The following is an 18,326-nucleotide window of genomic DNA, read 5'->3' as shown; positions in this document are numbered from 1 at the left end:
TTTTCCGCTTTGGGACGATAAATGGCCAAGGCACGCACGCATCAGCCGGACTTTCTATTTTTGCTGGGCAGGATTAACAAAACATTACACTGCACAGTGTAGTTTCTAGGTTGCATCAAAGTCGATGACAAGTAAACTGCTGAGTGTAATTCCCCCTTCTCCCTGCCGAAGCGTACTTATGACAGCTCCACAGCGCCTCACCGACCGAAAACGCCAAGCGATCATTCAAGCCGCGATCAACGAATTCCGTGACAACGGTTTCGAGATCACCAGCATGGACAAGATTGCTGCCACTGCCGGGGTGTCGAAGCGCACGGTGTACAACCACTTTCCCAGCAAAGAAGAGTTGTTCGCCGAGATCCTCAATCAGTTATGGATCCGGGTGACGGCAGAACAGGAAACGGCCTACCGTCCCGACCTGCCATTGCGCGAGCAATTGCGCGGATTGCTCATGGCCAAGCTGCAAATGTTGGGCGATGACAATTTTCTCGACCTGGCGCGGGTGGCGATAGCGGCGACGATTCATTCCCCGGAGCGGGCGCAGGATATGGTGGCGCGAATGGGCGAACGCGAAGAAGGGCTGACGGTTTGGATTCGTGCCGCTCAGGCCGATGGTCGGTTGAAAGCCATTGCCCCTGATTTTGCCGCACAACAGGTGCAGGGGCTGCTCAAGTCGTTTGCCTTCTGGCCGCAGATTTCCATGGGCAAGCCTGGCTTGTCACCGGAAGAACAACACCAGGTGGCCGAGTCCGCGCTGGACATGTTTCTGGCCTGCTATCAGTTGCAATAAATGACCAGTTCGACGGTGGTGGCGACGGATTGATGGCTCTGATTTGAATGTGCGATGTGTTTCAGAATGAAACCGGCGCTGAGGCTATAGTGAGCTTCAGTCCCAGCGCCAGACAGAGAGCATCATGACCACCAGCCACGAAACCGCCCCCCACGTCGATCACCTGCGTTTCCATCGCCCTCATGCCCACCTGGCACCGACCTTTGGCAATGACAAGTTTGCCCTGCGCGCCGAAGCCTTTGCGCGGTTCTTCGGCACACCGACTTTTCTCGGTGCACAAACGCTGATCGTGGTCGCCTGGGTATGCCTCAACGTGTCCGGTTTCACCCACTTCGATGTGTACCCGTTCATCCTGCTCAACCTGGCCTTCAGCCTGCAATCGGCCTATGCCGCGCCATTGATTCTGTTGGCCCAGACGCGTCAGGCCGCACGGGACAAAGCCCAATCCGATGCCGATGCGCAGCACCGCGAAGCGCTGGCGACCGCCAACAGTGAGCGACAGGCACAAGCCGCGAAAAACACCGCGCAACTGCTGGAGTTGCTTGAGCAGAACACCCGGCTCACGGAGATGACCAAGGCCCTCACCGAGCGCATCGAAAACCTGACCACGGAAATGCACCAGCACTTCGTGCGCAAGGATGAGCCCAAGACCTGAACAGTTTCACGGCAGTTTCAGCGCCCGCCCCAACTCATCGAACAAGGTGACCACCGAGCGCAAGGCGCGGCAGTCGGGACGGGTCAGCAGCCACAGCGCGGTGTCGTATCCATGCAACGGTTCGCTCAGCGGCTGTAATCCGTCGCCGATCAAAAAGTCCGGCAACGCCGCTACACCCAGCCCCGCCCTGACCAACTCGGTCACCGACAGCATGCTGTTGCAGCGATAGCCCGGCGTTACGCCCGGCAAGGCTTGGCGACGCCAGGTAACGGTCGGGTGATCAGGCAGGAAGTCATCCGGGGCGATCCAGGTCAATAAGGCCAGGTCAGTGCTATTGACCGATTGCAGGTATCGCTCGCTGGCGCACACGCGGTAGGAAATATCCGCCAGCCGCCGTCCCACCAGATGCTCCGGTGGCGTGCGGGTCAGGCGCAGGGCGATATCGGCATCTCGACGGCTGAGGTTGGCAAAATCATTGGATGTGCTGAGTTCGAGGGTCAGCGCAGGATAGTTCGGCATGAACTGCGCCAGCGCCGGCAACAGCAAACCTTGCAGGACCGAATCGGTACAGGTCAGGCGCACGACGCCGCTGATCACTTCACCGCCCTGCTCCACACCGATGCGCGCCGCCTCCAGCGCCTGCTCAGCGCGCTCGGCCTGTTCCGCCAGGGACTGCGCCAGGGTGGTGGGCAGGTAACCGGCGCGGCTTTTTTCGAACAGTTGCTGACCCAGCGCAGCCTCCAGCCGGCGCACCGCTCGAAACACCGTCGAGACATCCACCTTCAGCAGTTGCGCAGCCCGGGCCAGAGAGCCGCCGCGCACCAGCGCGAGGATCAGGGCCAGGTCGGGGTAGTCCAGTCGATAGTGCGTTGCTGCATTGATCACTTGGGAAAACGCCAATATTGAGTGCGTGAACGCCAATCTATAGTGGGCACCAGCAATCAACAAGTGCAGAGGCCCCACATGGAAACCCGCCCGATTCGCATCGCCCTGATCGGCGACTACGACCCGCAAGTCACCGCCCACCAGGCCATTCCCGTCGCCCTCGAACAGGCCGCTGAACACAGTGGCCTGAACGTGCAATGGCAATGGCTGGCCACCGATGAAATCCACGCCGAGACACCGTTGCACACATTCGACGGTTTCTGGTGTGTGCCGGCCAGCCCTTACCGGAGCATGGACGGTGCATTGCTGGCGATTCGCTTTGCTCGCGAACAGCGGCGACCTTTCCTCGGCACCTGCGGTGGTTTTCAACACGCGGTGCTGGAATATGCGCGCAACGTGCTGGGCTGGTCGGATGCCGAACACGGCGAGACAAATCCCGATGCAGCACGGGCACTGCTGACGCCGCTGTCGTGCGCGCTGGTGGAAGCGGTCGATACGATTCATTTGCTTGAGGGTTCGATGCTCGCCCAGGCGTACGAAAACACCGAGATTCGGGAAGGCTATCGCTGTCGTTATGGTGTGAACCCGCAATTCGAGGGGGAGCTGCTCAAGCGCGAACTTCACGCCGTCGGCCACGATTCGGAACACGGACTGCGCGCGGTCGAACTCAGCGGTCATCCGTTTTTTGTCGCGACCTTGTTCCAGCCCGAGCGGGCTGCGCTCAAAGGCGTCTTGCCGCCGTTGGTTGGCGCCTTTGTCGAAGCCTGTGCGGGGCACTCGTCATGATCGCCGATACACCAGCTGCGCCTTATTACGCAGTGATCTTCACCTCACTGCGCACCGAGGGTGACCAGGGTTACGCCGAAGCGGCCGCACGGATGCTGGAACTGGCCCGTGAACAGCCGGGGTTTCTCGGCGTGGAATCGGCTCGGGGCGAGGATGGGCTTGGGATTACGGTGTCGTACTGGGCCAGTGAAGCGGCGATTCTGGCGTGGAAGCTTCATCCTGAGCACAGTGCGATTCGCGAGCGTGGGCGCTCGACCTGGTATGCGCGGTGTCATACGCGGGTGTGCCGGGTTGAGCGGGCTTACGGGTTCAGTCTGTAAATGATGGGGTGTTATTTAGGCCGTCTTCGCGGGCAAGCCCGCGAAGAGGCCAGAACAGTCAGTGCAAAAACTCAGCCCCGAACCAAACTGCGAACCGCCGAAATCTCCGGCACTTCACGCCGGTTCATGTACACCCGCAAAGGCTCGGTGATGTTGATCCGGTCATCGATGTTCTGGTCCAGCAGCAACTGAATCAATTCGCGCTTGAGCATCATGGTCTGCTCGGGCCCCGCGGCCCAGACGAATTCGCTGGTCGGGATGATGCCGTCGTCCGCCACGTCCATGCCAAACGAGTCTTCGCTGAAGCGCACGATGTAGTGCCCGGTCTTGCGGTTGAGGCCGACGAAGCCTTTGAGTTGGTCGGCAGCCTGGCAGATGAGCTGGGAAGTGATGCGCATGGTAAACCCCGCAATGGTGATCATTGGTTTGCACGCAGGGCCTGCGTTTCCCTCTGCCGGGGAAATTGCAGGGCCCCAGCGTACTGCAAACGGGCGCACAAAAACGCTGACGAAAATCAGCTTTAGACAGGTTTATGTCGGTCTGACGATAGCGCCTGCAAAGATGAGTTGTTAAAAGGGACCGCTCACTTATTGCGAAAGGATCTCGACCATGCCCGCAACCTTTACCAAAAGCGCCCTGTTACTGAGCCTGTTGCTCGGCCTCGGTCACGCACAGGCCGCCAGCGAACCCGCCCCCTCGGCACTCGCGACCCGTTTGGGCATTCCGCATCCAGCGGTGATCGCCCACCGTGGCGCGTCGTTTGATGCGCCGGAATCCACCGCCGCCGCCTACAAGACTGCCCGCGACCTGGGCGCCGACTACCTGGAACTGGACCTGCAGCGCAGCAAGGATGGCGTGCTGTTTGCCCTGCACGACAACAATCTGCAACGCACCACCGACGTCGCGACAAAATTCCCCGAGCGCAAGGACAGCCCCGCCAATGCGTTCACCATGGCCGAACTGAAAACCCTGGACGCGGGCAGCTGGTTCAATGCCGCGTACCCGGATCGCGCACGTCAGGCCTTCGCGGGCCTGAAGATTCTGACCCTTGATGAAATCATCGACATCGCCGAGGGCAACAGCCTGCACAAGCCCGGCCTGTACATCGAGACCAAGGAGCCCAAGCAGTTCCCCGGCATCGAACACGACCTCAGGGAAAAACTTCAGGACCGGGGCTGGCTGAGCCCGACCGCTTCGAAACTGGCAAAAAGCGAGCTGGCGGTCGGCCAGGGCAAAGGCAAGGTGGTCCTGCAGACCTTCGAGAAGAGCAGCCTCGAACTGCTGCAAAAGGAGATGCCGAAGGTGCCGAAAATCCTGCTGTTGTGGGTCGGCGAAGGCAGTATCGAGCCCAAGTCCAAGGTGACATTTGCCGAGTCCGGCGAAAAGGATAAAGCCGCTTACTACGCCAGACAGCAACCGAAGGACAAAGCCGAATTCCAGAACTGGGTCGACTACGCCAAGGCCCAGGGCGCCATTGGCACTGGCCCGTCCGCCGCTCTGACCCAGGGTGGCGACCAGAGTTACTCGGATCTGGTGCAACCCTGGATGAACCGGTACACCCACGACCAGGGCCTGCTGGTGCACGTCTACACCATCGACGATGCGGTGGACTACCGGAAAGTCATGGACGCCGGTGTCGACGGCATCTTCACCAATCGTGCCAGTGAGTTGTTGAAGTTCTATAAACGCCCGGCGGCGAGTGTCGATCAAGTGTTGAAGAACAACGGCTATTGAGCCTTGCCTGGCATGACACCGAGGTGCCTGCATCGCGAGCAGGCTCACTCCCTCAGAGGGTTGATGCAGGACATGTCGGGGGTTTTAAGGGTGGATTAAGTTACACAAGGTAACCTGATCTCACTTGAACGAATCACCCAAGGAAAGAAGCCCATGAAGACTCTGACTGCTTTGTTTACCGCTGCAACCCTGACGCTCACCGCCGGCCTGGCCCAAGCCGATGTGCGGGTCGATCAGATCCCGCAACTGGTCAAGGACGGCAAGATCAAGCCACTGGAAGACCTGAACAAGATCGCGCTGGATCTGCACCCGGGTGCAACGATTACCAAGACCGAGCTGGACAACCACTTCAACGGTTACGAGTACGAAATCGAACTGCGTGACGCCAAGAACGTCGAGTGGGATGTGGAAATCGATGCCTCCAACGGCAAGGTCCTGGAAAACAAACAGGACAAGTAATCCCGAAACAGACAAAAGCCGCACGATGGGAACATCGTGCGGCTTTTGCGTTTTCGGGATTCAGGTCCAGATCCTGACCATGGTCTGACTCCAATAGGGCTGATGTTCACCACGTCATCATCACCCCCATGCCCGCACTTGAGATCGACTGTGTACCGACTCGGTAAGCAACCCGGTACGCAGCCATGTGTAGCGTCACAAAAGCGTCACCCCCGCTTGCGATGATGCCGCTCAAGTGAACCTGTAAAACACGTGACAGGCGCCTCCCCTTGCGAGTCCTCATGAACCACAGCATCGATCAAAGCCATCGCGACACGGATCTGTTCGGCCTGCTTTACGGTTTCAGTTTTCGCCCAGGTGAGGCCGGTCGGGAAATCAATTCCGCCGAGGCCTTGCAGTACCTGCAACAACCGGAAAGCGACGAGCAATTTCTCTGGCTGCACCTGAACCTCGCCCACGCCGCGTGCGAGCGCTGGATGAAAAGCCATCTGGAATTGCCCGAGGAATTTTTCGAAGCGCTGCACGAAGGCTCGCGCTCGACGCGCATCGAGCATGTCGACTCCGCGCTGCTGGCGGTGGTCAACGACGTGGTGTTCAACCTCAGCAACATTGTCTCCTCGGATGTATCGACCCTGTGGGTGTGCGCCCGCAGCCAATTGATCATCAGCGCACGCCTGCAACCGCTGCACTCGGTGGACAAATTGCGCTCGTCGGTGAAGGCCCGGGAGTGCTTTCGCTCCCCGTTGGAGCTGTTGGTGCACTTGCTGCGCGACCAGGGTGAAGTGCTGACCCAGATCGTGCGCAAGACCAGCCAGAGCGTGGACCAGATCGAAGACCAATTGCTGTCCTCGCGGTTGTCGACCAACCGCGCCGAACTGGGCGCCAATCGCCGGGTGCTGGTGCGATTGCAACGGCTGCTGGCGCTGGAACCGGGCTCGTTGCTGCGCCTGCTCAACCGGCCGCCGCAATGGCTGCAAAAGGAAGACGTGAAGGAGCTGCGCAAATCCACCGAGGAGTTTGCGCTGATCATCAACGACCTCACGGCGCTGGGTGAGCGGATCAAGCTGTTGCAGGAAGAGATCGCCGCCAACATCAACGAACAGACCAACCGCACGCTGTTCACCCTGACGGTGGTGACAGTGCTGGCGCTGCCGATCAACATCATCGCCGGTTTCTTCGGCATGAACGTCGGTGGTATTCCGCTGGCCGGTGATCCGGAGGGTTTCTGGATCCTGGTGGCGCTGGTCGCGACCTTTACCGTGATCGCCGGGCGCTGGGCGTTTCGCAAGCAGCAGGATTATTAACGTCTGCTAACCCCTGTGGCGAGGAAGCTAGCGCCCTCGCCACAAAAACGGTACTTAGCAAACCTCGCGAGTCACCAGCATCCGCTCCCGAACCACGTCATACGCCCAGTGGTAGACGTAGGTGTACGGCAGGAAGAACAGCAACACACCGATATCCAGCAGGAACGCCTGCCACAGGCTGACATTCAGCCACCAGGCGATCAGCGGCACGCCGAGGGCGACCAGCCCGCCTTCGAACAACAGCGCATGCACCACGCGGACCCAGGCGTTGTGTGCGATGGCGAGGCGCTTGAGCAGCCGATCGAACATACCGTTGAAGACCACGTTCCAGGCCAGGGCCAGGCCGGCGATGAGGACGGTGACCATGCCCATTTCCATCATCGGTTTCTTCATGATCCAGGCCAGCAACGGGGTACAGATCAGGATGGCCAGCAGTTCGAAGCCGATGGCTTGAAAAATACGTTCAGTAATGGATTTGTTGGCGCTCATGGCCGAATTCCCTTGAGTGACTGTGTGGTTGCCATGATCCGTCATCACACCGATACTTCATAACCAATAACCATCGATCAAGGCGATAGTTTATGGCCTCTCACGAAGTGTTGCTGGCATTTGTCGAAGCCGCGACCCAAGGCTCGTTTTCCGCCGCGGCGCGCAAATTGGGCCGCAGTCAGTCGACCATCAGCGCGGCGGTGGCCAGCCTGGAAATCGACCTGAACCTGACCCTGTTCGACCGCAGCAGCCGCAAACCCGGCCTGACCCCGGCCGGGCACGTCATGCTGCAACGGGCCGAAGACATCCTGGCCGCCACCAGTCGCCTGGAAATAGCCGCCAGCCAGCTGTCGCAAGGGGTGGAAGCGAAGCTGACGGTGGCGCTGTCCGACACCTATCAGTCGGACCGCTTCGAAGCCGCCCTCAGTGCCTTCGAGCAACGTTATCCGGACCTGGAGCTCGAATGCCTGATCGCCGAATGCGATGACCTGATGTCGCTGGTGCAAAGCGGACGAGCGCAGATTGCCTTTGCCGAAATGCAGGACAGCTACCCGCCGGACCTGGTCAGCTCGACAGTGGACGAGCGTACGGAAATCGCCTTGTTCGTGTCCCCGACACATCCCTTGGCGACAGTGGACTATGTCGACCGGGACGTACTGCAGCAGCACCGCGAGCTGCGTCTGGCCACCATCATCAATCCCTATGAAAGTCGGGCGAAGGGCCGCGTCTGGTCGGCGCCGAGTTATCTGATGCTGCTGGAAATGGCCCAGGGCGGATTCGGCTGGGCGCCGTTGCCCCGCTGGCTGGTCGAGCGGTTCGGGCCCGACACGTTGCGGGAACTGGTGGTGCGCGGCTGGCCGAAAACGGTGTCGGTGGATGCGTTGTGGTCGCGTCTGAATCCGCCGGGGCCGGCGGGGAGCTGGTTGCTGGGCAAGATGCTGGAATAGCGGCGCGGCCATTCGCGCGCAGGCTCGCTCCCACAGGTATCGAGTACGCCATCAATCCCTTTCGGAGCGAGCTTGCTCGCGATGAGGCCAGTACGGCCGCATCAATCCAGTGCCTTGAGCCGCTCTTCGATAAACCGCCGCTCCGGCTCCTGTCGGGTCAACGCCAGCGCCCGTTCCCACGCCGCCCGCGCCTCTTGCTTGCGGCCCAGTTGCCGACAGAACTGCGCCCGCGCCGAATGCGCCAGGTGGTAGTCGAGCAGTTCTCCCCGCTCCAGAATGGCGTCGACCAACGTCAGACCCGCCAGTGGACCATCGCGTTGCGAAATCGCCGCCGCACGATTCAACTCGATCACCGGCGACGGCACCGCCCGCAGCAGGACGTCATACAGACCGACAATCTGCGGCCAATCGGTTTCCCCCGCCGTCGGGGCTTCGGCGTGTACCGCCGCGATCGCCGCTTGCAGGCAATAGGGCCCGAATCGTCCCATGGTCAGCGCCCGCTCGACCAGCGTGCAGCCTTCACTGATCAACCCGGCATCCCACAGCGAACGGTCCTGCTCGTCCAGCACAATCAGCTCGCCGCTCGCCGAGGTCCTGGCCGGGCGGCGCGACTCGTGCAGCAGCATCAACGCCAGCAAGCCCATCACCTCCGGCTCCGGCAGCAGTTCCACCAGCAACCGGCCGAGACGGATCGCTTCGCGGGTCAAATCCTCGCGGATCAGTTCGGCCCCGATGGACGCCGAGTACCCCTCGTTGAACACCAGGTAAATCACCCGCAATACGCTGTCCAAACGCTCGGGTAACTCGGCGAGTGTCGGCACTTGATAAGGGATTTTCGCGTCGCGAATCTTCGCCTTGGCGCGCACGATGCGCTGGGCGATGGTGGCCGGGGCCGAGAGAAAGGCCCGGGCGATCTCTTCCGTGGTCAGGTCGCAGACTTCCCGCAGCGTCAGCGGCACTTGCGCGTCGGCCGCCAGGGCCGGGTGGCAGCAAGTGAAGATCAGCCGCAGGCGATCGTCTTCCACGTCCTCATCACTCCAGTTGGCCTGTTCCAGCGCCTCCAGTTGCGCGATCAACAAGGGCTGCGACGCGGTAAAACGCGCGCGCCGGCGCAAGGCATCGATGGCCTTGAAGCGCCCGGTGGACACCAGCCAGGCCCGCGGATTGTCCGGCACGCCATCACGCTGCCAGCGTTCGACCGCGATGAAAAACGCCTCGTGCAAGGCCTCTTCGGCGAGGTCGAAATCCCCCAGCAAGCGAATCAGAGTCGCAAGAATCCGCCGCGAGTCTTCGCGATAGACCCGCTCGACCTGCGCCTGAACCGGCAGCCCCGGCATCTTAAGGATTCAACTGCCGAACGGGGCGCACTTCGACACTGCCGACCCGGGCCGCCGGAATGTTCCCGGCGACCTGGATGGCTTCGTTGAGGTCCCTGGCATCGATCAGGTAGAAACCGGCCAACTGCTCCTTGGTTTCAGCAAACGGGCCATCGGTGATCGACATCTTGCCGTTGCGCATGCGCACCGTAGTGGCGGTCTGTACCGACTCCAGCGCCTCGGCGGCGACCATCCGGCCACTGCCCTGGATCGACTCGGCATAGGCCATGCACTCTTCGTCCTTCGGGCTTTCCGGCAGCGAATGCAGCAGGTGCTCATCGCTGTAGACCAGGCATAAATACTTCATGAACGTCTCCTGATTCGAACGGATCAACTATGGCCGTGGATTGGCCATTTGGCGCGGCGCCCCGACAAATAACATCGATCAGGGTTTCAGATCGAACAGGACGGTGCCGCTCATCATGTCGAACGGCGCCGACCAGTGCTCATGGACGATCTGCCACAACCCGTCTTCCTGGCGATAGCACGCACTGCCGCGCATCCAGCAGGCCTGGGTTTCGCCCTTGTCGTTGGTGCCGCCGCAATGGGCCAGCCAATGGGCGAAGGCGATCTCCTGGGACGCCTCGATGCGGACGTCCTGGAACTCGAAAATGTGCGGGCCAGGGCACATTTTCATGCAATCTTCCCAATGCGCGCGGTACGCCTCTTTGCCCTTGAATTGCAAGGCCTTGACCGCGTCGAAGGAGACGATGTCGTCGGCATACAGGGTCATGATTTTATCTACGTCCTTGGCCATCATGGCCTGACGATAGGTTTCGATCAGGTTCTGGATCTGGGTTTGCGCATTCATGGTGGTTCTCCGTGGTTTTTATTGGAAGACACCCTTAGTCGTCCGGCGATCCGGCAAATCGACAGACGAAATAAAAATAAACCATAAAGCCAAACTCGCTAGAATCCGAGGCTCATTTTCAGTTGGAAACAGGACACGCCAGTGACAGCCCGACTTGTGCCTTATGAAAGCCTGAATGTGCTGCAACGCCAGCAGGTCGAGGCTATTGAAGTGCATTCGGAACAGATCAAGTTCTCGGGTGACATCCACGGCGCCTTGCACACCTTGTTGTCCAAGCCCGGCCCCGGAGTCAAGGGTTTCGCCCTGCTGGCCGAAGATGTGCCTGTCGCTTTCCTGCTGCTCAAGCGCCCGCCGGTGTTGCCGGCCTGGGCCGATGAGCACAGCGCCACGCTGCATGCCCTGCAAGTCGACCAACGTGCCCAGGGCAAGGGCTACGGCAAGGCCTGCCTGCAGGCATTGCCCGAAGCGGCACGCTTGGCCTGGCCGGAAATCAGGGGGCTGGAGCTGTCGGTAGATGCCGACAACGAGGCTGCGATCGCCCTGTACGCCAGGTTTGGCTTTGTCGACAGCGGCGAGGCGTACAAGGGCCGGATCGGTTATGAGCGGCGGATGGGGTTGGTGTTTTGACTGCGCGTTAGTTTTTTGCAGACATTACTGATACAACACCGCCCCCTGTAGGAGCGAGCCTGCTCGCGATGGAGTGTCAGTCGACACCACTTATGCTGACACACCTTCGCGAGCAGGCTCGCTCCTACAGGGGATCTACGTCGGATCAGAGTTCGAGCACCATCTCATGCCACGCCATGCCGCCATGGTCGGACGCCGAAGGCTTGACGTAGGCAAAGCCGAAACCGGCATACAACGGAATATGCCGCTCCTTGCACATCAGGTTGATGGTGACCTTGCCCATCCCACGCATGCGCTCGATGAACTCGCCCATCAGGCGCTTGGCCAGGCCTTGGCCCTGATAATCCGGGTGCACCACCACCGACATGATCACCACGTGCGGCCCGGCCGGGTCGTGGCCGATCAGTTCCTTGAACGCCTCGTCCGACATTTCCACCTGGAACGCCGCACCGGAATTGATGAATCCGGCGACAACCCCGTCCACTTCCGCGACGATAAAACCCTCGGGCCAGGTGGCGATGCGGGTGGCGATCTTCTCGCGGGTCGCGGCTTCGTCCCCTTCATAGGCAAGGGTTTCGATGGCAAAGCAGCGGTCCAGGTCGGCGGGGGTGACGTTGCGGATGACGGTGTTCATGGCAGCTCGGAATCAGCGTGGGAAAGGCTGGGGATGATAAATCAGCCGCCGTGGGACATCGAGAGACGAATCGGCTGATCCGCCTCTCGATACACGTATCACGCCTTGATCGGCAGCCAGATTTCCAGCTTGCCGGTGTTGAGCTTGGGGTTGAAGTCTTCGCTGTAGCGCTCGAACTCCGGGGCCGCCAATAGCTCATGGCCGGACTGCGGCAGCCACGTGCCATGGATGTACTGGAAGGTTTGCGGCAGGGTGTCCAGCGGTCCCTTGTGTTCAAACACCACGTACTGCTGCGGCTGAACTTCTACCCAGCGGTAGGTTTCCGGCAAGTCGTCGAGCTTGCTGATCTCGACGCCAGCGATGTAGTCGAAGCCGCCCTTGCCGTCGAAATTGCAGCAGACGCCGTAGGTGACTTCGCCTTTTTGGCCAGGAATGTGGCCCATATGCGGGATGAATTTTTCCCAGAGATCGGGAATGCCTTGGGTGGTTTGCTGGGTAAATTGTCCGCCCAGCCCTGCAATCAGCAGGAAGTGCCCGTGTTCGAAGCGCGGTTGCGTCAGTTCGACGCGTGCTAACTCATCCATGACTCGACTCCTGACGCATAAAAATGGGTTCGGCTGGGAGTATAGAAGCCAAACCCGATTCGCCCAATTACAGTGCGTGCAATTGCTCGACGGCAGCGGCGCCAACGAACTCGTTGTAACCCGATAGAATCACATAGACCGCGAAATAGCAGAAGATCGCCGCCGATGCCATGTAGGAATAACGCAGCAGCTTGTCCCCCAGCAACTTGCCGCCATGGCTCGCGGCGAAGCACAGCCCGGCCGACCAGAGCAGCCCGGCACAGAGGAAACCGCCGAGAAACAGTGCCGAGCTGAGCGGGCCACCGCCACCGGAACGGGCGATCAAGGTGCCGCCCACCGCGGCGAACCAGAGAATCGCGCTGGGCGAAGACATGGCCAGGAAAATCCCGCGGAAAAACTCCTTGCGGTGGGAATTGTTCCCGACCTCCGCCGTCTCGGCCAGCAGCGCCTCGTGGTGAATCGCCGAATAGATCATCTTCGCTGCGAAGTACACCAGCAGCGCCGAGCCTCCGATCCACAACACCCAACGCACGCTTTCGTACTGCAGCAACACGGTCATGCCGGCCAGCGCCAGTACCGCGTAGATCAGGTCGCCGACGCAGGTCCCGAGCCCCAGGGCAAAGCCCTGGAAATAGCCGCGCTGCATGGCCAGGGTGATCATCGCGATGTTGGCCACACCGATATCCAGGCACAGCGAGAGGCTCAGCAAGAAGCCGCTGGTAAATTCCATCGAACCCTATCCTTCGGACAAATTTGTTTACATTGAGGCTGGACAGTCTGCCACAGCTGCCCTTACATTCCGCCACAGGTCACCGCAGACCTGCGTCGCTCGGACGGTTCCGGGCGCTTACGTTATCCGAGGCAACAATGGCCGAACAAGGTTCGCCGCGCCGCTTTGCGCGCATAGATCGACTCCCCCCTTACGTTTTCAACATCACCGCCGAGCTGAAGATGGCCGCCCGTCGTCGTGGCGAAGACATCATCGACTTGAGCATGGGCAACCCCGACGGCGCCACGCCGCCGCACATCGTCGAAAAACTTGTGCAGGTCGCCCAGCGCGAAGACACCCACGGTTACTCCACCTCCAAGGGCATTCCGCGCCTGCGCCGGGCGATTTCCAACTGGTACAAGGATCGCTACGCGGTCGACATCGACCCGGAAAGCGAGGCCATTGTCACCATCGGCTCCAAGGAAGGCCTGGCGCACTTGATGCTGGCCACCCTCGACCAAGGCGACACCGTACTGGTGCCGAACCCGAGCTACCCGATTCACATCTACGGCGCGGTGATTGCCGGCGCCCAAGTGCGGTCGGTGCCACTGGTGCCGGGCGTGGATTTCTTCGCTGAACTGGAGCGGGCCATTCGCGGCTCGATCCCCAAGCCGAAGATGATGATCCTCGGCTTCCCGTCCAACCCCACCGCCCAGTGCGTGGAGCTGGATTTCTTCGAGCGAGTCATTGCCCTCGCCAAGCAGTACGATGTGCTGGTGGTGCACGACCTGGCCTACGCCGACATTGTCTACGACGGCTGGAAAGCCCCGTCGATCATGCAGGTGCCGGGGGCCAAGGACATTGCGGTGGAGTTTTTCACCCTGTCCAAGAGCTACAACATGGCCGGTTGGCGCATTGGCTTCATGGTCGGCAACCCGGAACTGGTCAACGCTCTGGCGCGAATCAAGAGCTACCACGACTACGGCACGTTCACCCCGCTGCAAGTCGCGGCCATCGCAGCGCTTGAAGGCGACCAACAATGCGTGCGCGACATCGCCGAGCAGTATCGGCAGCGGCGTAACGTGCTGGTCAAAGGCCTGCATGAACTGGGCTGGATGGTGGAAAACCCGAAAGCCTCGATGTACGTCTGGGCCAAGATTCCCGAGGCTTATGCGCACCTGGGCTCGCTGGAGTTTGCCAAGAAACTGCTGGCCGAAGCCAAGGTGTGTGTCTCGCCGGGCGTCGGGTTTGGCGAGTACGGCGACGATCATGTGCGCTTTGCCCTGATCGAAAACCAGGACCGGATTCGTCAGGCCGTGCGCGGGATTCGCGGGATGTTCAGGGCGGATGGGCTAGTCAACAAATCCAACGCCTGACACAAAAACCTGTGGCAACAACATTCCTGTGGCGAGGGAGCTTGCTCCCGCTGGGCTGCGAAGCGGCCCCCAATCCGGGCACCTCATTTCGCCATAGAGATGCGGTTGACGGGTTTACGACTGCTTCGCAGCCGAGCGGGAGCAAGCTCCCTCGCCACAAAATGCATCCACTGACAGAGATCTATTTCACCCACAAAAAAACCGCATCGCTGCGGTTTTTTTGTGTCTGTCGAATCGCTTAGACGAACAGCGACAACAGCAGGATGAAGCACAGGCCAACCACGGAGAGGATGGTTTCCATCGCGGTCCAGGTCTTGAAGGTTTCGGCCACGGTCATGTTGAAGTACTGCTTGACCAGCCAGAAACCGGCGTCGTTGACGTGGGACAGGATCAGGGAACCTGCACCGGTGGCCAGCACCAGCAGCTCACGGTTCACACCCGGAATCATCCCCACCACCGGCACCACGATGCCGGCGCCAGTGATGGTCGCCACAGTCGCCGAACCGGTCGCGATACGGATCACCGCCGCCACCAGCCAGGCCAGCAGGATCGGCGAGATCTGTGCGTTCACCGCCATGTGGCCAATCACGTCACCCACGCCGCTGGTCACCAGCATCTGCTTGAAGCCACCACCGGCACCGATGATCAGGATGATCGCGGCGGTCGGCGCGAGGCTCGCATCCAGCCATTTCATCATTTGGCTGGAACCGATGCCCTGCTTGTAGCCGAAGGTATACAGCGACAGCAGCAATGCCAGCAGCAACGCCGAAATCGGGTGACCGATCAGGTCCATGAAAGCGCGGAAGATGTTGCCATCGGGCAGCACCACGTCGGCAAAGGTTTTCAGCAGCATCAGGAACACCGGCAGTAGCACGGTCACCAGCGTGATGCCGAAGCTCGGCAGTTCAGCCGAATCGGTTTCGCGTGCCAGTTGATCCACCAGCTCCTGGTTCGGATGACCGGGAATGTGCTTGGCAATGAACGTACCGAAGATCGGGCCAGCGATGATGGCGGTTGGCAGCGCAACGATCAGGCCGTACAGAATGGTCTTGCCGATGTCGGCACCGAACACGCCGATGGCCAGCAACGGACCCGGGTGCGGCGGCACCAGGCCGTGAACGGCGGACAGACCGGCCAGCAGCGGGATACCGATCTTGATGATCGACACGCCGGTGCGGCGGGCCACGATGAACACCAGCGGAATCAGCAGCACGAAGCCGATTTCGAAGAACAGCGGAATGCCGACCAGGAACGCGGCGAACATCATCGCCCACTGCACCTTGTCCTTGCCGAAGGCGCGGATCAACGTCTGCGCAATCTGATCCGCACCGCCTGATTCGGCCATCATTTTGCCGAGCATCGTGCCCAGCGCGAGGATGATGCCGACAAAGCCAAGCACGCCACCGAAGCCGTCCTGGAACGCCTTGATGATGGTGCCGATCGGCATGCCGGAGGTCAGCCCGAGGAAGGCTGCGGCGATGATCAGTGCGAGGAATGGGTGCAACTTGAACTTGGTGATCAGGACGATAAGCCCGATCACCGTAACCACTGCATCGAGCAGCAGGAACGTCTCGTGGGACATGCCAAACATTAGGGGTGTCTCCTGGTTGTTGTTGTTATTAAAGCGGGTTGATCAGAAGTCGTGAGGACAGCGCTGTCTTTGCAAACACAGTCATACCGCCTGCTTCAGGCCATGCGCCTGCCACCAGACATGAGCCTGGGCTGCCAGTTGTTCGACGCTATGGGTCGAAGCATCCAGCGCCAGGGTCAACGGCTCGCCGACCGGCGATTCGAGGGTGGCGAACTGGCTGTCGATCAGGGTCGACGGCATGAAGTGGCCTGGCCGATGGGACACACGGTCGGCGGCGACTTCGGGGGTCAACTCAAGGAACACGAAGCCCAGGCGCGGCAAGGCACTGCGCAGACGTTCGCGATAGACGTGCTTGAGCGCCGAACAGGTCAGCACCGGGCGCTGGCCCATGGCGTCGACACGGCGCAGTTCATCGCACAGGCTGTCGAGCCAGCCGGCACGGTCTTCATCGTTCAGGGGAATACCCGCGCTCATCTTTTCGATGTTGGCGGCAGGGTGAAAAGAGTCGCCTTCAATGGCAGTGGCGCCGCTCAAGTGGCACAAGGCCTCGCTGACGCACGTCTTGCCGCAACCGGCAACGCCCATGATGACCAGGGCGGTGATGGGATGATTCATGTAACACCTCAGCGCGCAGACAGCGCTACCTTTGCCAGTTATGACACTAGACCAAAAGCAGAAGTTGCCGACGCCTTTCTTGTCATTTTATGGGTTGCAGCAGGTTAGGTCCCGACACCAAAAAGCAAGGATCAGGCGAACCCTCGCTCACGCATTTGCAGCTGCATCGAGACAGCGCTACCTTAGTGCCTTGAATTTTGTTTGGCAAGCCGTCGATGAACACAACCAAGAACGATAAAAATACCCGCACCACTGGCCGCCCTACCCTGAACGAAGTTGCCCGACTGGCCGGCGTCAGCCCGATCACCGCCTCCCGCGCCTTGCGGGGCGTCAGCACCGTGGCCACCGAACTGGTGGAAAAAGTGCAGAAAGCGGCGCTGGAACTCAACTATGTGGTCAACCCCGCCGCCCGTGCCCTGGCCTCGGCCCAGAGCCATTCGGTGGTGGTGTTGGTGCCTTCATTATCCAATTTGCTGTTCATCGATACCCTGGAAGCCATTCATCAGGTTTTGCGCCCCAAGGGTTTCGAAGTGCTGATCGGCAACTTCCATTATTCGCGCGATGAAGAAGAAAACCTGTTGCGCAACTACATGGCCTATCAGCCGCGCGGCTTGTTGCTGACCGGTTTCGACCGCACCGAAAGTTCGCGGCGGATGATCGAAGCCAGCAACATTCCTTGCGTGTACATGATGGAACTGGACAGCGCGGCCGGGCTCAATTGCGTTGGTTTTTCGCAACTGGCGGCCGGCGAAACGGCTGCCGAACACTTGCTGTCTCGCGGCCGCAAGCGCCTGGCCTACATCGGCGCGCAACTGGATCAGCGCACCTTGTTGCGCGGCGAAGGCTTTCGCAAAGCCCTGCAAAAGGCCGGCTTGTATGACCCGGACCTGGAAGTGCTGACCCCCCGCTCATCCTCCGTCGGCCTCGGCGGTGAGCTGTTCCTGCAACTGCTGGCCAGTCATCCGGATGTCGATGCGATCTTCTTCGGTAACGACGACCTGGCCCAGGGCGCCTTGCTCGAAGCCATGCGCAATGGGATCAAGATCCCCGAACAGGTGGCGATCCTCGGCTTCAACGACTTGCCCATGTCCGAACACATGGTCCCACGCCTGAGCAGCATCAACACCCCGCGCGAAGCCATCGGCCGCCGCGCGGCGGAGCAGATGCTGACGCTGATGGCCGGCAACACTGTGGCCAAGCCGGTGCAGGACATGGGGTTTGAGTTGAAGGTGCGGGAGAGTACATAAGCGAGACACATATCCATTGTGGCGAGGGAGCTTGCTCCCGCTGGGTTGCGAAGCGGCCCCAAAACCTGCGTTCCCGGTGGATCTGGTACACCGAATGTCATGGTTTACGACGGCTACGCCGCCGAACGGGAGCAAGCTCCCTCGCCACAGTTTCCGCGATTAATCCTGCGGATCGAGGTTATCCAGCACACGATTCACCGCCAGTTCAGCCAGCATGATGATCTGTGCGATCGCCAATGCCGTATTGCGCTGACTGCCTTCCAGAAACGTAGCAAAGTCATTGGTCATGACACTCGCCGAGGCCAACGATTCGCAGGCGTGCGCCAACAGAGTCTCGTTGTTGATGCCGGGTGAGATGGAGAACATTGGGCTGGGATTGCGTGGGGG

23 protein-coding genes are annotated in these 18,326 nt (G+C 60.4%); 11 read left to right on the top strand and 12 right to left on the bottom strand.

Going from position 1 to position 18,326, the window contains the following annotated elements:
• Positions 1-178: 178 nt before the first annotated feature.
• Positions 179-790 (top strand): TetR/AcrR family transcriptional regulator, encoded by a 612-nt coding sequence (locus KGA96_RS07220; RefSeq protein ID WP_046042299.1) that lies wholly within the window; start codon positions 179-181, stop codon positions 788-790.
• Positions 791-914: 124 nt separating this feature from the next.
• Positions 915-1,445, top strand: coding sequence for a DUF1003 domain-containing protein (locus KGA96_RS07215; protein WP_046042298.1), 531 nt, complete (start codon positions 915-917; stop codon positions 1,443-1,445).
• A gap of 6 nt (positions 1,446-1,451) precedes the next feature.
• On the opposite strand, the gene KGA96_RS07210 is transcribed toward KGA96_RS07215, so the two are convergent.
• Positions 1,452-2,393, bottom strand: coding sequence for a LysR family transcriptional regulator (locus KGA96_RS07210; protein ID WP_223466540.1), 942 nt, complete (start codon positions 2,391-2,393; stop codon positions 1,452-1,454).
• A gap of 15 nt (positions 2,394-2,408) precedes the next feature.
• Between KGA96_RS07210 and KGA96_RS07205 the strand changes: the two genes are divergently transcribed.
• Both KGA96_RS07205 and KGA96_RS07200 read left to right on the top strand, forming a co-directional pair.
• On the top strand, positions 2,409-3,116 hold the full coding sequence (locus KGA96_RS07205) for a CTP synthase (RefSeq protein WP_046042297.1): 708 nt from the start codon (positions 2,409-2,411) through the stop codon (positions 3,114-3,116).
• Positions 3,113-3,436 carry an antibiotic biosynthesis monooxygenase family protein gene (locus KGA96_RS07200; RefSeq protein WP_046042295.1) on the top strand — a complete coding sequence of 108 codons (324 nt, stop codon included), beginning with the start codon at positions 3,113-3,115 and terminating at the stop codon, positions 3,434-3,436. Before KGA96_RS07205 ends, KGA96_RS07200 begins: the two co-directional genes overlap by 4 nt.
• Before the next feature lie 71 nt (positions 3,437-3,507).
• On the opposite strand, the gene KGA96_RS07195 is transcribed toward KGA96_RS07200, so the two are convergent.
• A complete protein-coding gene (locus KGA96_RS07195) occupies positions 3,508-3,834 on the bottom strand; it encodes a DUF2025 family protein (RefSeq protein WP_046042374.1) in 327 nt (108 codons plus the stop codon).
• 211 nt (positions 3,835-4,045) lie between these two features.
• Here KGA96_RS07195 and KGA96_RS07190 point away from each other — a divergent pair, with 211 nt between their 5' ends.
• The 3 genes from KGA96_RS07190 (at position 4,046) to KGA96_RS07180 (ending at position 6,933) form a co-directional block, all read left to right on the top strand.
• Positions 4,046-5,170, top strand: coding sequence for a glycerophosphodiester phosphodiesterase (locus tag KGA96_RS07190; protein WP_223512101.1), 1,125 nt, complete (start codon positions 4,046-4,048; stop codon positions 5,168-5,170).
• A gap of 153 nt (positions 5,171-5,323) precedes the next feature.
• Positions 5,324-5,629 (top strand): PepSY domain-containing protein, encoded by a 306-nt coding sequence (locus KGA96_RS07185; protein WP_046042291.1) that lies wholly within the window; start codon positions 5,324-5,326, stop codon positions 5,627-5,629.
• Positions 5,630-5,910: 281 nt separating this feature from the next.
• Positions 5,911-6,933, top strand: coding sequence for a transporter (locus KGA96_RS07180; RefSeq protein WP_046042288.1), 1,023 nt, complete (start codon positions 5,911-5,913; stop codon positions 6,931-6,933).
• Between the two features lie 54 nt (positions 6,934-6,987).
• Here the strand turns inward: KGA96_RS07180 and KGA96_RS07175 are convergent, their stop codons facing one another.
• Positions 6,988-7,422 (bottom strand): multidrug/biocide efflux PACE transporter, encoded by a 435-nt coding sequence (locus KGA96_RS07175; RefSeq protein ID WP_046042287.1) that lies wholly within the window; start codon positions 7,420-7,422, stop codon positions 6,988-6,990.
• 92 nt (positions 7,423-7,514) lie between these two features.
• On the opposite strand from KGA96_RS07175, the gene KGA96_RS07170 reads away from it, so the two are divergent.
• A complete protein-coding gene (locus tag KGA96_RS07170; protein ID WP_223466538.1) occupies positions 7,515-8,369 on the top strand; it encodes a LysR family transcriptional regulator in 855 nt (284 codons plus the stop codon).
• Between the two features lie 101 nt (positions 8,370-8,470).
• On the opposite strand, the gene KGA96_RS07165 is transcribed toward KGA96_RS07170, so the two are convergent.
• The 3 genes from KGA96_RS07165 to KGA96_RS07155 all read right to left on the bottom strand — a co-directional run bounded on the left by KGA96_RS07165 (position 8,471) and on the right by KGA96_RS07155 (position 10,556).
• Positions 8,471-9,706: an RNA polymerase sigma factor gene (locus KGA96_RS07165; protein ID WP_046042285.1), complete on the bottom strand. Its 1,236-nt coding sequence runs from the start codon at positions 9,704-9,706 to the stop codon at positions 8,471-8,473.
• Between the two features lies 1 nt (position 9,707).
• The gene (locus KGA96_RS07160) at positions 9,708-10,052 is read right to left on the bottom strand and encodes a YciI family protein (RefSeq protein WP_046042284.1); all 345 of its coding nucleotides are present in this window, start codon (positions 10,050-10,052) and stop codon (positions 9,708-9,710) included.
• 78 nt (positions 10,053-10,130) lie between these two features.
• Positions 10,131-10,556, bottom strand: a complete 426-nt coding sequence (locus tag KGA96_RS07155; protein WP_223512099.1) for a YybH family protein — start codon at positions 10,554-10,556, stop codon at positions 10,131-10,133.
• Positions 10,557-10,697: 141 nt separating this feature from the next.
• On the opposite strand from KGA96_RS07155, the gene KGA96_RS07150 reads away from it, so the two are divergent.
• Complete coding sequence (locus tag KGA96_RS07150) at positions 10,698-11,183, top strand: GNAT family N-acetyltransferase (RefSeq protein ID WP_223466537.1); 486 nt, start codon at positions 10,698-10,700, stop codon at positions 11,181-11,183.
• A gap of 145 nt (positions 11,184-11,328) precedes the next feature.
• Here the strand turns inward: KGA96_RS07150 and KGA96_RS07145 are convergent, their stop codons facing one another.
• From KGA96_RS07145 to KGA96_RS07135, 3 genes are all read right to left on the bottom strand, one after another.
• Positions 11,329-11,817: a GNAT family N-acetyltransferase gene (locus KGA96_RS07145; RefSeq protein WP_046042281.1), complete on the bottom strand. Its 489-nt coding sequence runs from the start codon at positions 11,815-11,817 to the stop codon at positions 11,329-11,331.
• A 98-nt stretch (positions 11,818-11,915) separates the two neighbouring features.
• Positions 11,916-12,401 carry a GyrI-like domain-containing protein gene (locus KGA96_RS07140; RefSeq protein ID WP_046042280.1) on the bottom strand — a complete coding sequence of 162 codons (486 nt, stop codon included), beginning with the start codon at positions 12,399-12,401 and terminating at the stop codon, positions 11,916-11,918.
• Positions 12,402-12,468: 67 nt separating this feature from the next.
• On the bottom strand, positions 12,469-13,131 hold the full coding sequence (locus tag KGA96_RS07135) for a LysE family translocator (RefSeq protein ID WP_046042279.1): 663 nt from the start codon (positions 13,129-13,131) through the stop codon (positions 12,469-12,471).
• 137 nt (positions 13,132-13,268) lie between these two features.
• On the opposite strand from KGA96_RS07135, the gene alaC reads away from it, so the two are divergent.
• Entirely contained in the window at positions 13,269-14,486 is a 1,218-nt protein-coding gene (gene alaC, locus KGA96_RS07130) for an alanine transaminase (RefSeq protein WP_046042278.1), read from the top strand.
• Between the two features lie 238 nt (positions 14,487-14,724).
• On the opposite strand, the gene KGA96_RS07125 is transcribed toward alaC, so the two are convergent.
• Positions 14,725-16,077 (bottom strand): GntP family permease, encoded by a 1,353-nt coding sequence (locus KGA96_RS07125; protein ID WP_046042277.1) that lies wholly within the window; start codon positions 16,075-16,077, stop codon positions 14,725-14,727.
• A gap of 81 nt (positions 16,078-16,158) precedes the next feature.
• The gene (locus KGA96_RS07120; RefSeq protein ID WP_046042276.1) at positions 16,159-16,692 is read right to left on the bottom strand and encodes a gluconokinase; all 534 of its coding nucleotides are present in this window, start codon (positions 16,690-16,692) and stop codon (positions 16,159-16,161) included.
• 215 nt (positions 16,693-16,907) lie between these two features.
• Between KGA96_RS07120 and KGA96_RS07115 the strand changes: the two genes are divergently transcribed.
• On the top strand, positions 16,908-17,939 hold the full coding sequence (locus KGA96_RS07115; RefSeq protein ID WP_046042275.1) for a LacI family DNA-binding transcriptional regulator: 1,032 nt from the start codon (positions 16,908-16,910) through the stop codon (positions 17,937-17,939).
• 159 nt (positions 17,940-18,098) lie between these two features.
• Here the strand turns inward: KGA96_RS07115 and KGA96_RS07110 are convergent.
• On the bottom strand, positions 18,099-18,326 hold a 228-nt coding region (locus KGA96_RS07110), incomplete at its 5' end, for a DUF6124 family protein (RefSeq protein ID WP_223512081.1).

The sequence above is a fragment of the Pseudomonas sp. GL-R-26 genome, from assembly GCF_019947365.1.
In the GTDB taxonomy this organism is placed as follows: Bacteria; Pseudomonadota; Gammaproteobacteria; order Pseudomonadales; family Pseudomonadaceae; genus Aquipseudomonas.
The sequence above is the reverse complement of the archived record's forward strand: the minus strand, read 5'-3'. Positions and strand labels throughout refer to the sequence as shown.